The organism is Pleionea sediminis (assembly GCF_007570825.1).
GTDB lineage: Bacteria > Pseudomonadota > Gammaproteobacteria > Enterobacterales > Kangiellaceae > Pleionea > Pleionea sediminis.
On the sequence record NZ_SUNB01000005.1, the window covers coordinates 129,246 to 141,339 of the forward strand.

The 12,094-nt window shown below is 39.5% G+C and carries 9 protein-coding genes; 5 read left to right on the forward strand and 4 right to left on the reverse strand.

Translation table 11 applies throughout. The annotated features are described in order from the left end of the window. Positions 1 to 56 precede the first annotated feature (56 nt). Positions 57 to 1,547 (reverse strand): DUF3466 family protein, encoded by a 1,491-nt coding sequence (locus FAX86_RS17240; RefSeq protein WP_144394725.1) that lies wholly within the window; start codon positions 1,545 to 1,547, stop codon positions 57 to 59. A 952-nt stretch (positions 1,548 to 2,499) separates the two neighbouring features. Beyond that, the gene (locus FAX86_RS17245) at positions 2,500 to 4,323 is read right to left on the reverse strand and encodes an aryl-sulfate sulfotransferase (RefSeq protein WP_164503648.1); all 1,824 of its coding nucleotides are present in this window, start codon (positions 4,321 to 4,323) and stop codon (positions 2,500 to 2,502) included. Between the two features lie 580 nt (positions 4,324 to 4,903). On the opposite strand from FAX86_RS17245, the gene FAX86_RS17250 reads away from it, so the two are divergent. Then, positions 4,904 to 5,464 (forward strand): inner membrane-spanning protein YciB, encoded by a 561-nt coding sequence (locus tag FAX86_RS17250; RefSeq protein WP_144394727.1) that lies wholly within the window; start codon positions 4,904 to 4,906, stop codon positions 5,462 to 5,464. A 99-nt stretch (positions 5,465 to 5,563) separates the two neighbouring features. Here the strand turns inward: FAX86_RS17250 and FAX86_RS17255 are convergent, their stop codons facing one another. Then, the gene (locus FAX86_RS17255) at positions 5,564 to 6,052 is read right to left on the reverse strand and encodes an outer membrane beta-barrel protein (RefSeq protein WP_144394728.1); all 489 of its coding nucleotides are present in this window, start codon (positions 6,050 to 6,052) and stop codon (positions 5,564 to 5,566) included. 183 nt (positions 6,053 to 6,235) lie between these two features. Between FAX86_RS17255 and FAX86_RS22305 the strand changes: the two genes are divergently transcribed. Both FAX86_RS22305 and FAX86_RS17260 read left to right on the forward strand, forming a co-directional pair. Next, entirely contained in the window at positions 6,236 to 6,406 is a 171-nt protein-coding gene (locus tag FAX86_RS22305; RefSeq protein WP_164503649.1) for a hypothetical protein, read from the forward strand. A gap of 163 nt (positions 6,407 to 6,569) precedes the next feature. Further along, positions 6,570 to 8,810, forward strand: a complete 2,241-nt coding sequence (locus FAX86_RS17260; protein ID WP_144394729.1) for a fibronectin type III domain-containing protein — start codon at positions 6,570 to 6,572, stop codon at positions 8,808 to 8,810. Positions 8,811 to 9,016: 206 nt separating this feature from the next. Here FAX86_RS17260 and FAX86_RS17265 read toward each other — a convergent pair whose 3' ends face one another. Beyond that, positions 9,017 to 9,895 carry an AraC family transcriptional regulator gene (locus FAX86_RS17265; RefSeq protein WP_164503650.1) on the reverse strand — a complete coding sequence of 293 codons (879 nt, stop codon included), beginning with the start codon at positions 9,893 to 9,895 and terminating at the stop codon, positions 9,017 to 9,019. 158 nt (positions 9,896 to 10,053) lie between these two features. Between FAX86_RS17265 and FAX86_RS17270 the strand changes: the two genes are divergently transcribed. Then, on the forward strand, positions 10,054 to 10,968 hold the full coding sequence (locus FAX86_RS17270; protein ID WP_205859242.1) for an aldo/keto reductase: 915 nt from the start codon (positions 10,054 to 10,056) through the stop codon (positions 10,966 to 10,968). A 51-nt stretch (positions 10,969 to 11,019) separates the two neighbouring features. Further along, a complete protein-coding gene (locus FAX86_RS17275) occupies positions 11,020 to 11,997 on the forward strand; it encodes an SDR family NAD(P)-dependent oxidoreductase (RefSeq protein ID WP_144394731.1) in 978 nt (325 codons plus the stop codon). Positions 11,998 to 12,094 lie beyond the last annotated feature (97 nt).

A 12,094-nucleotide genomic window follows, 5' to 3' on the forward strand; every position in this document is an offset into this window, starting at 1 on the left:
AATCGTTATTGAGGGTGATTTTATCCATATTATGTTTAGTAATTCACAGAGAAAACTTAACTCTGACTTTTTAATTTGATTCTGGCATATCCTATAGTTAAAAGAACAGTGATGAGCCAAAAGAGACTTCCGCCACTTCTTCTTTTGGGCTTTTCGCAACTTTGATTGGCTGGACTGCTTTTGGGGGTTAGTAGTATCGCTCTAGTCGTTGGAAAACCTGTCTCATTCATTTTTATTCCCGTGCCAATGATAGTGCCGTCATTATTGATTTTTCTGGCATCTGCGATCTTCCATCCGGAATTACAGTCGACTAATTCATTTAAATTAATGGGTTGCGGGCGTTCCGCATCAATATCATAAATGAAGGGGGCATATGTGCTGGGGCCTGAAGTAACTTGTGCTGAGCCAACAATCAGATTGTCATCATTAATATCGAAAGCTTGAGAAAACTTTAACTCTTCTTTTAGAAATCCAATCGGTGTGGCTACTCCTGTCTCTAAGCTTGTATAAAAAGCCGTAATAGCAGACAAGTTAGTTTTAGAGTTTGAGGCTCCGACGACAATAGTACTTAAATCATTTATCGAATTAAGACTAACCCAGGTAGCTTCTTCTAATGCATTCACTTCTGTAAGTTCATTTGTGTCGGTGTTTCCTAGTATTCCTTTAGATTCATGTACGTTGACGTTGTATTCTGAATTCATAGCAAAGCAGGATTGTTGTCTGGCATCAGCCGAAATAGCGGAATATCCTACGTAATCACCACGTTCATTGATACTTCGAATACAAGAGAATGACTGATTAAACTGGTCGGAACTAGCTGGCTCAAGAGTCGTTAACAGAGAAATCGATTGGTTTTGTATATCGTAAATGAATCCTCGATCAGAAGTTCTCGAAATATTGTTACAGTCATCTTTTTCTATAATTCTCTGAGTATCGCCGACCAAAAACTGTCGGTTTGAACTTAGAACTCTAGTGGTAGTGAACTCGGCGATGTAGGGATCGAGAGGTAAACCTGGGCGCGTGAAGTTTGGTATTATTTTTAAGCTATTCCCTGAGTCGATGAAGAAGCTTAATAGTCGGTCTACTTTTGCTTTAGTTTCCGACTCAGTGCAAGTGCTTGAATCGGCGTCTGGTTTATTGAAGACAGATAACTCCTCAACTTTAAGACCATATCCAGCAATTAAATTGTCATCATTTATTGTTGTAGCGAGAAGGCGTGCTGTGTTCTTTCCGAAGCCCAAACCTCTGCCCTCGGGCATAATTTTTCGACTTAAGTCATTGTAGTGGACGGGTTGGTTTACGTTGATGTCTTCAATTAATGTGACTCCATCGTCGACTTCTGTTTCAACCGTATGCTTCCCCAAAGATATACCAACTGCGTGACCATTATTATTTAAGTCGTAACCCAATGATTTTGGTTGTTCTCCATTCGCCGTTTCTAAAGCACCAAGCTCTATAACTTCATAGGCAACCGGTAAATTACTGGCTAATGAACTGGTTGATGTTAATATTATCGATATCGAAATAAGCAAGAATGTTTGGTTCATCTTTGATCCTAATGCATGTAGTTAGATTTAAGCGACATCCTTGTCAATATGTACTCCTTAATGAATGCAACGATATGACCGAGACAAAATATTTAAGTTCAAAATAAATGTGAGATGATCCTAAACTTTAAAAGATAGGATATATGTTTTATTGATTTTTTGCGGTAAATGAAGCTCGTTAAGGTTCGAAGCCTACTTAGTCGGAAGAGAGTAAACATCGAAGGTTTAGATTAACGAAAATACATGTCTATGATTAAGCGTAGGTTCAGTTTTCTTGTTAGGTCAGGAGTATTCTTTTGGCATCTATAGGCTAGGCTACATACATAGAAACTAAAGTTTGAAAACTACTCGGAGATTTCTTTTGTAAGCTTTACGAGAAAAACCTCTGCGATCTCAAGTTTATTATTCAGATGCTACAGTCATAAAAACTCTGTATTCACTAGCGACATGTATATACCGGGACGAAAAACTACCATCTAAGCGTAGCTAAAGTCGACATTGATGTTCGCTCAGTTAGTTGGAGCTACAGTTTGGTATGAAATAACGATTTTATTATTCGATTTCTTTAAGTGACACTATAGGTATATGCTCGACAGTCAATTTATCGTATAGGAACTAAAGCTATTAGAACTAACCGACTTGAAACTCCCAATTAAGATGAGCTTAAAGCATTAGTTCTTGAGTTAAGTGCATATAATTTTCCCTAAATTGGTAAAGAGGCTCCTAAAAAAGAGGGAGCATTAATAAAATCTAAATGTGCTAAATCGAATTAATAATAGTTGTTTTGACTTAATTTCTGCGGTTATAAAAAAGGGAAGTCAAGTCTATTTAATCAATCGCACGTTTTAAGTAAGGTGTCTGTTTAATGTCTCGAGTTTTGAAGTGGCCAATTAACAAACAGACACCAATTTAAATATTTAATCTTACTTATAATTGTTTTCGATAGAAATCTTTACGGATTTTTTAGATTGTTAAAGTTAACAATATTGTCCGAATCTGTCCTATAGAGTTGCGCTTTAAATATTTGAGCACAGGAGTAGCCAAACATCGGACTTTCATAACATTCCGCGGTTTGATAGATGTTTGAGCTTGAATCAATCGGTTGATCCAAATACGGAAGCTCTGTATTCCAAATCCAATCTCCGGTGGTCCCTGGTCCGGTGCCTGTATCTGTTCCAGCGGGATCGGTCACTCTCACTCTTCGCAATTCTCGACTATTAGTTTTTGTTAGTAAAACATCGCCGTTAGAAAATCTCTTAGCGCCGCTAGCAAATACTGTAGAGTAGGGGCCGTAAAGAACCTGATATCCATCACCTGTGCCAAGATAGGGAAATGGACTGTATGGCATATTATTTTCGAGAATATAATTTCCGTTTTCATCCAAGGGTAGATTAATGACAATGACTTTAGAGCAGTCTCCAGCAAGACAATCTTCATCGTCAGTATTGCCTGGTCCGGGTGCTTGATTGTTATTATGAATGCGAATGGTATTATCGTTGACCCAGGAGACATCATGTTGTCCTTGTGTTACTTGCCCACAAATATCAGGATCTGTTGCTCCATTGCATTGATAATTTTTCGGGTTGCCCCACCGATAAACCATTTCCTTTGTCGCGCGATCAAAAATGAAAAACTCCCCATACAATAAACTGCTCAATATGATTTCGTCTCTTGATTCGTTATAGGAAATCGAGTTGATATGCAACTGCACAAACTTCGTTCCGCCGCTTCTTGTTGTTGCATCTAAAAGATTAATATTAATGACGCTTGGATCGTCGGTAGCACTACCTAAGTAATTGAGAAGATCGAGTGACCAGACTTCTTCAGTACACCAGGGTTCCTCCGTCGACCACATTTGTCCGAGTGCAAGACATTCTTCTTCAGATTCGGGCCCAAACACGGGGCGTAATTCAAAAACTGTTTCTACCCATAGGAACTCTGCAGAAGAGTTGTTTAGCCAGCCAGCTTGCTCTTCCAATGTCGCACGAGGAACTTTTCGGTGAGCGTAAGTTAAAATATTTCCGTTTGGCATAGGCTCCACATCGTGGTGCAAGCAATATTCGCCTGCAGACAAACCTCCGGAGCCATTGTCTTCGTAATCACATCTGATGTACTGCCAAGCAATTGAGCCGCTGGGGTCTAATAAGCGAAGAACACCATGCGCTCCGGTACCATGTCGCACCGGAGTTGCTTGGCTCGGAAGCACGCCACTTACGGAAGGAAAACCATCGAAGGAAGCGCCTGAAACCAACGCTAATCCCGCTTTGGTCAAATACGCAGGAGAGCCTTCCTGGGCATGCATGTCGTTAGGCCATTGATGAAGAACTTCAATATTGGCCGATCCGCTAACCGAGCCCTCATCAATCGATACTAGGAATATTTGGTTTCTTTCTACTTGTCCACCGACAGAGTCGGTCTCTTGAAAGAAGATTACTTCGCTATAAGTTGCTTCGGTTATTGTAACTGAACTGACCGATGTACCTGTATTTCCTGCCGAGTCAGTTGCGGAGAATGTCACCTGAGTCGTTCCAATAGGAAAAGATGTGGGCGCATCATTATTGATAGTCGTAATGGTTCCGTCTACGTCATCAGTTGCTGTTGCGCTAGTTAAGAAATTTGCGATTTCTGGGTCGCTTGCAGGTATTGCCTCTCCATTACTCGAATGTATTGTTATCGGCGATGGCGCATCAACTTCGGGAGCGGTTATGTCTCTGGTACCTCCACAGGCTACTAATGCGCTAACTAATAAAATTGTGAAATACGCTTTTAAAATCACCTTTAATTCTCCTATCCAGTATGAAAGCCAGGTCAAATATTGCCATTATTAACAAAGGTGATTTCATCTTATCACTTCAATATTTTTGTAAAATCAATATTACAATTCTTTACACTGTAAGAATTAATTCTGTTGCTTTGATAAAAATATAAATTGACTGTTTAGGTAAAAAAACTTTGTTGGTAAAGGTAAGAATGCAAAACCTAAATCATAAAAATACATTACTTTATAAGTAGTTTGGTTTTAATTAGTATCTATGTTTTGATTCTTAATATCTGTTGCTAATTGCGGTTATGAAAATACTTGTTCCATTGGTTATGTTCTAGCGTGCGTAGTTCACTTTTTCAATTTGTTATGTAAAAATGTGGTGGCTGATGCAGTATTAAATCGACATGTTTCTCTTGTATCTCAAATTGAAAAAAAGAAAGAATGTGAAGTAATTAAATTTCTGAAGTTTAGAGGGTAAATGCAATGTGAGTTGTCACTTTTGCTGTTTCAGTTTAGAGTGCTAAGATACGCAAAAGCTTTAGTGATAGATAATAACTAAAAAGATTTTCTAACTTTTGGACCATTTTTACCGATGAAATTTTTACTCGATTTTTTTCCACTGCTTGGCTTTTTTGTCGCATTTAAAACTTACGACATTTACGTTGCGACCGTTTTATTGATGGCTTTGGTTATTATTCAAATGATTGTTACGTGGCTGTTGTACCGAAAGATTGAGAAAATACACGTCATTTCTTCTCTGTTAGCGATATCCGCTGGGGCGTTCACCTTGTTCTTCCAAAATCCAGATTTTTTGAAATGGAAAGTCTCTGTGATTTGTTGGATCCTCTCTGGAGCTATTTGGTTTCGTTTATTTTTATTAAAAAAATTAACTTTAGCTCCGCTTTTTCAAGCATTTTCTGGTGGTTTAAATTCTGTTCCTGATCGCCTTTGGAGTACAATGGATCATATTTGGGCGCTTTACTATACTGGTATTAGTGTGTTGAATTTTCATATCGCCTATACCATGTCGCTGGATACTTGGGTTGATTTCAAAGTTTGGGGATTGCTCATTGGGCAGACAGCCTTGTTAATGCTAAGCATGATTCCGTTGATTCCCTACTTTCGGAAAGCTTCGACAGCCAGTGAGGAATAGATAGTCGTTAGTCAATAATTAGGTGATAGAATTTTTTTAAATGACAGTGAGCTCTAGAGAGAGCTCACTGTTTTTGTGGGAACGAAATAGTTGGAAATGTTAAAAGCTATAAATCCAACCCGCACTGATTGAAGAGCCTTCGGCACCGCTGTTATCAAACAGCTCAGTAAACTCGACATTAACTGCAGACTTTTTGTCAATGGCAATATCCAATCCAAAACCGTAAGAAAAGTCATTGAGTCCCTCAGAACCGCTGCTTCCCTCAAATCCGAATTCGGTACTTGAGTAACCAACCAGACCGTATGGAGTAAACATATCGTTAATTTTATAACGGTAAACGCCAAAAACACTGACTGAACCATCAATACTAATTCCGTCCTCATCACCAATGCCTAAGCCAAAGCGACTTTCTAGCCCAACATTCTCGGTAAACATACGACCATACTTTCCTTCGATTGCATTAAGATCAATGTCTGTGCTTCCTGATTCAACACTAACGCTACGATAACTCACGCCAAAATAATCACCAGCAAAGGCACTTACTGACAGTAAAGATGCTAATGAAAGTCCGATTATTTTTCTATTCATGTTGTACTCCGTTATTTTCCTTTGAATTGAAGTCAGTTCAAAATAACGAATATTCAAGCGTGGTCAACTTTCAAAACTTGACAATGTGATGTAAGTAAACATTTAAATAGGAACTGGTTCAAACTTTAAGAACCTAAAAGGTGGATAAATCCATTGATGACCATTTAATAAAAGATGTATTGCATGATTAAGGCCAAAATTTTCGATTTGCAATGGCAAAGTTCAAAATGGCTCTATAAAAACTTAACAGAAAAGCGACTGCGGCGGCCATTGTTTATTGAAAGCTTGGTGGATTTATTTCTTCTGATTACAGCTATTAATTCAGACTTTACCGATTTAATTATTAACAATTAATGATGCGGTTAATAAAAGTACAAGGATTTGGACAGTAATTAGTCGAGGTTTTGTGAATAAATACCAATATTCGACTAAAGAATATCTTTTTGTTTGTTGATACTGAAGCCCTCGCATAGAATTATCGTTTTAAAGAAACTACTCAATTTTTGAGGAAATGCTTGTGTTGTTTAAGTTGTATAGGGCACTAGAGAAAAATACGCTTATTGCGTTGTTTATGTTTTTGGGGTTTAACGCCATGGCGCGTGGACCAATGTCAAATATTGATGCAAACAGTTCATTTATTGTTTATTACGGTGATGAGTTTTATCTAAATGTTCAAGGCTCTCCTGATACTTGGCAGCTAAATATCGCAACATTAGAAAAACTGTCGGCATTCGATGTGGTTGTTTTGCAACCGAATCAACCTCACATGACACCTGAAGTGATCGCTCAATTAAAAGAACGTGGCGTCGATTATGTTTTGGGTTATATCAGCATTGGCGAAGACTTTATTGATGACGCGGTCGAGTCCCCATTAGCAGGTGGCAGTGGAATGATGCGTTATGATTCGAACACTGGCCAACTCGTTGCAACAACAGATAACAATCTTAGAAGTTTTTATGTTGATGTCGATACGCAAACGGTGACTTATGTTAATGGAACTGTTGATACCGTAACAACGGAAGAGCGTCTAAAACCTGATGGTAAACCTGATTACAACCCTATTTTCAAAGGTTATATGGTAAATCCTAACGATACGTGGCGTTGGGTGATTGATAATATGCGAATAGGAACACAGGATGTTGCAGGAAGAAGTCGTAAAGCTGGTTTAAGACAGCTGGCTGGTATGAGAGATGTAACTCAATTAAGAAATCGCTCAACGAACTTTGGGTTTGATGGATTTTTTCTCGATACTATTGATACTGCGGGTCCATACAATGGCGCCGGTTGGTACCCGTGGACCGTTGATGAAATGCGTGACACCGTAAAATTCATTAGTGATTCTTATCCCGATAAAATTGTTTTTGCGAATCGAGGTGCTTTTTACTTTACAGCGGGACTGAAAAGCCCAGTAACAGAAGAATACTCCATTGATTTTTCAATTCGTCCTTACATCAATGCGTTTTTATTTGAAAGTTTCCGCTATGACAGTGAACCTGGCGATAACGAAGTTGATGGTGTGACCGAGTATTACAATGAGAATCGTTTTAATGTTGCTCCTAAAGTATTGGCTGAAGCGAATCGAGAAGATGGTTTTACAGTATTTAGTTTAGAGTATGAGTCAGGGCGGTCGGGTATCGTTGACGATGCATTTGAAAAAGGCACTGAAATGCTTGGCTTTGTCGGCTATTTGGCATCAGGGAGAGAGCTTAACACGTTCGACTTTGACTTTATTAATAAAATAAATTTGATGACGGACGATCTAACTCCGCCAACTTGGGATACAACAGGCAGTGTTGCTTATAACCAACCGAGTGGCGAGCCGCGTGTGGGGGTGCAAGCGGTTGAAACTGATTTTGAAAATGGAACACTCACAGTTCAGTGGGATATTGCTGTCGATCGATCTTATCCAATAACTTACGACATCGAAGCGAGAGATGAATTAACTGGGCAAATTTTTACTTATTCAAATGTCGACTTTAAACAAGTGAGAGAGTGGAATTACTCGCCTGGGGAGTTTTCTGCCAATGAGTATGTGATAAGTAATCTACCGACAGGCGCTCGTTATAATATTCGAGTGATTGCCAAGGATGCTGTTGGTAATGCCAATGAGGATGATCAAGGACAAAGTGTTTTGTTTTCAGCTATCGAGTCCGTTAGTAATCCGCTTAACAGTGGAGCGATTCAGCTAGACGGCTTGTTGAACGAATGGACTTCGTTGGTTGGATTTGCGAGCGACGCAGACGATGTTGTTGGTGTTAGTCCTGAGGGACACATTTCGGGCAGTGGGAATCAAGCTAACTGGAGAAATATTAAATTAGCACATACCGATAGTACTTTGTATTTGGCTTATGAGAATCAAACGAATATTTATATATCATGGGGTTTTCAACTTTTTCTCGATACCGATCAAAATAAAGATACCGGTTATCAACAAGGACATGCAGGATTATCTTCACTCCCAATTGGCGCTGATTATATGATAGAAGGAGTGAATGTTTATCGGTTTAATCCTGAGGGGACAACCTGGGCTACAATGTGGGAGCTTTCACCAGCGAGTCAAGGTTATCAAGTCGGAAGAATATGGAGTGGAAACACAGGAGAAGTATTTTTTCCTCTAACCTGGATCGGCTCGCCACAAAAGGGTATCGACTTTATTGCCGTGGGTGTTAATGCATTTTATGGTCACCCGAATGAGTTTGACTTTTATCCTGATGACGCCGGCAGTGGCAATTTCTTTCGATATTCTCTAGATAATTAATTTTCTATTTTAGTAATTCAATACTTTCACTAAGAACCGTCTGCATTGTTAGATGTGGACGGCTATTTTACTTTTAAGTACCTTTTTTATTTTTTAATTCAATTTTCGAGAAAAATATGAAAGAAACAGATAGAAAGTTCATTTGCGTTTAAGAAAAACTCGAGTTTTTATACTCCTTAAAACAAGCGTAAAGCATTCTTATATTTTTAAGGATGGCTTTTACCATCAACACGTGGGTTCACATTAAATTTACGTGTGTACTCTCGACTAAACTGACTCGGACTTTCATAACCGACTTGATAGGCTGCATTAGTTACACTCTCTCTATCAACCCGTATGAGTTTTCTTGCTTCTAATAACCGCAACTCTTTTTGATACTGCAGTGGCGTTGAGCCCGTGACGGTTTTGAAATGTTGATGAAAAGACGATGCACTCATACCGACTGATTTTGCTAAGTTAGGAACATTGATAGTTTCGTTGAATTGATTTCGGATAAGTTTAAGCGACTTAGCAATGTGACTGGCATGACTGTCAACTTTTAGCAAATCTCTTAACATGCCGCCACTAGGTTCCAGTAATAAACGGAAGTGGATTTCCTTGAGTATTTGATGAAAAAGAATGACGTATTCTGCTTCGTTTTGCGTCGATTTAACGAGTCGGTAAAAAGCATCGATTAACAGTGGTGACGCCGTGGCGACTTCCATGGCATTTGAGCCTGCCATGGTTTGAGTGAGCTCGCCAACTTGCTCATAGAGTCCACGGAATATATTGATATTTAAGCTGAGGACGAGCGCGACATACGGATTTTTATTATCGGCCTGGACGATTCTGGAAGAAACTGGCAGATCATGGCTGACAACCAGAAACTCTCCCTTGGCGAAGGTAAACTTAGAATCTCCCGTCACAAGTTCTTTTGCTCCTTGTAGAATTAGGCATATCACCGGCTCGTAGAGCGTTGCATCTAGCTGGGACGTTTCGTACGCATTAATGATGGAAAACCCCTCGCTTTCCTTTGATAAGGGCGTAAATTGTTGATTTATATCCATTAAACTTAACGATAGTTCAATCAGTTGCTGCATAGACATGTTCATTTCTCCTCTGAGCTTATGTTAGCTGAAATAGAGCGTGATTCAATAATAACTCTTACTCTTTAGAGAAATTGGCAAGTATTCTGTAGTTATTGGCAAGTCTCCTAAGGCCAAATCTCGTACATTAACTCTCGTCAACAAAACAGGAGATCGAGATGAATTCAATGACAATCAAAAACGACCAGCTTGAAATGCCTTTAGTCGGTTTTGGAACCTTTTACATTGCTAATGAAGATGCAGAAACAACAGTTTCTCAAGCGTTAGAAGCCGGTTATCGACACATAGATACTGCACAGGTATATGGTAATGAAGTTGGGGTTGGTAATGCGATTCAAAAAGCATTTAAAAATAACTTATTGAAACGTGAAGAACTGTTCGTTACTACCAAAGTTTGGCCAGGAAATATTGCGTGGGAAGATCCAGAAAAAAATTATGACGATACGGTGATGGCGCTTAATGAAAGCTTGGAAAAGCTACAGTTAGATTATGTGGATCTGTACCTGATACACGCTCCTTTCGCGAAAGAGCGATTAGCACAATGGCAAGCTTTGGTGGACTTGAAAGAAAGTGGGAAAATTAAGCACATTGGAGTCAGTAATTATAACGAACAACATTTTGAGGAGATTAAAGCCGCAGGTTTGCCTTTACCGGAAGTGAACCAAATTGAGCTGCACCCTTGGTCACAAAAAACGGAACTCCGCTCATATATGAAAAGCAATTCTATTTTACCGATCGCTTACAGCAGTTTAGCGCCATTATCTTCTTGGCGAACAGCAACAGGACAACAAAGTTCTAAAACCGATCAAATGGCTGCTCAAGGAGAAAAAGACAATCAATTGTTTTCCAGTATCGCTGCCAATCATAACGTGTCTGAAGCTCAAGTTTTATTGCGGTGGGCTGTGCAACTGGAAGTACCAGTGATACCGAAAAGTGTTCAGATTGAGCGAATGAAAAAAAATATTGATTTGTTTTCTTTTTCGTTAACGAAACAGGAAATGGAAGAGCTCAACGCACTAAACAAAGGTCGAGGTTTGGCTTGGCAGTATGGCGATCCAATCGAGTTTCAATAATTTTGAGTATGATTGAATGAATACAATGGATAACTCTTGGAGACAATTATTATGAGTAAAGAAATTCAACAAGGTCGGCGCGCCTTTTTAACCAAAGCCGCAGTGGCTTCCGCATCGCTTACCGGTGGTATGTTAATGGCAGGTGCTGCAAATGCTAACTCTGTAACCGCCGCGTCAGATGCTAATAAAACGAGTTCAAAATCCTACGATGGGAAAACCGCTTTTGTTACTGGAGGTGCCCGTGGTATTGGATTGGCAACAGCAGAAATGTTTGCTGCGAATGGAGCAAATGTCGTTATATTTGACATTGCATCGGGCTCCATTAAAGGTGTGCAATATCCCGTTGCATCGGAGGCCGACTTAAGTATCGCAAAAAACAAGATTGAGAGTTATGGTGTTAACTGTCTTGTTTATAAAGGTGATGTTAGAGACAGAGACGCGCAATCAAAAGCGATGAAGGAAACCGTAAATCGATTTGGCTCACTTGATTTTGTTGTCGCGAATGCGGGCGTCACTCAAATCGGTGAGTTAGAAAAGTTTACCGATCAACAAGTTGATGCTGTCATTGATATTAATGTCGGTGGTGTTGTAAAAACCACTCAAGCAGCCATGCCATATATGCAACAACAAAAATCTGGCAGAATTGTTTATATCAGTTCAATTTTGGGACGGCAAGGCGATAAAGACTGGCCCGTTTATAGTGCCAGTAAATGGGCAGTAATAGGATTCGCAAAGAGTACCGCTCACTTGCTAGGTAAAGATGGCATCACCTGTAATGTTATTTGTCCTGGCTTGGTTAACACACATTTGGTCAATAATCCTCAAATTTTGGGAGCCTGGTTACCCAATTCGCCCAATTGGGAGTCGGTAAACAATTGGCTAAAGAATAATAACACCATTCCGATGGGCGCTTACGAACCCGAAGATATTGCCGCAGTGGTTAAATTGTTTTGTGAGCCTGCAACCAAAACGGTCACCGGTGAAATATTCGATATTGCGCAAGGAGCAGCGGCAAAAGCATTAGGGTAGTGTTTTTTCTTGTGCTTTTATCAACCGTTTTCTTATTCTTAAATATTGAATTCTGATGGTAAATTGCATCCTTGCTGTTACCATTAGAGTTCTGCTT

What these genes read in the sequence shown, in the direction of transcription:
- FAX86_RS17255 (WP_144394728.1), bottom strand. Translation starts at nt 6,052, where the DNA reads ATGAATAGAAAAATAATCGGACTTTCATTAGCATCTTTACTGTCAGTA.
- FAX86_RS22305 (WP_164503649.1), top strand. Translation starts at nt 6,236, where the DNA reads ATGATTAAGGCCAAAATTTTCGATTTGCAATGGCAAAGTTCAAAATGG.
- FAX86_RS17250 (WP_144394727.1), top strand. Translation starts at nt 4,904, where the DNA reads ATGAAATTTTTACTCGATTTTTTTCCACTGCTTGGCTTTTTTGTCGCA.
- FAX86_RS17265 (WP_164503650.1), bottom strand. Translation starts at nt 9,895, where the DNA reads ATGTCTATGCAGCAACTGATTGAACTATCGTTAAGTTTAATGGATATA.
- FAX86_RS17270 (WP_205859242.1), top strand. Translation starts at nt 10,054, where the DNA reads ATGAATTCAATGACAATCAAAAACGACCAGCTTGAAATGCCTTTAGTC.
- FAX86_RS17240 (WP_144394725.1), bottom strand. Translation starts at nt 1,547, where the DNA reads ATGAACCAAACATTCTTGCTTATTTCGATATCGATAATATTAACATCA.
- FAX86_RS17275 (WP_144394731.1), top strand. Translation starts at nt 11,020, where the DNA reads ATGAGTAAAGAAATTCAACAAGGTCGGCGCGCCTTTTTAACCAAAGCC.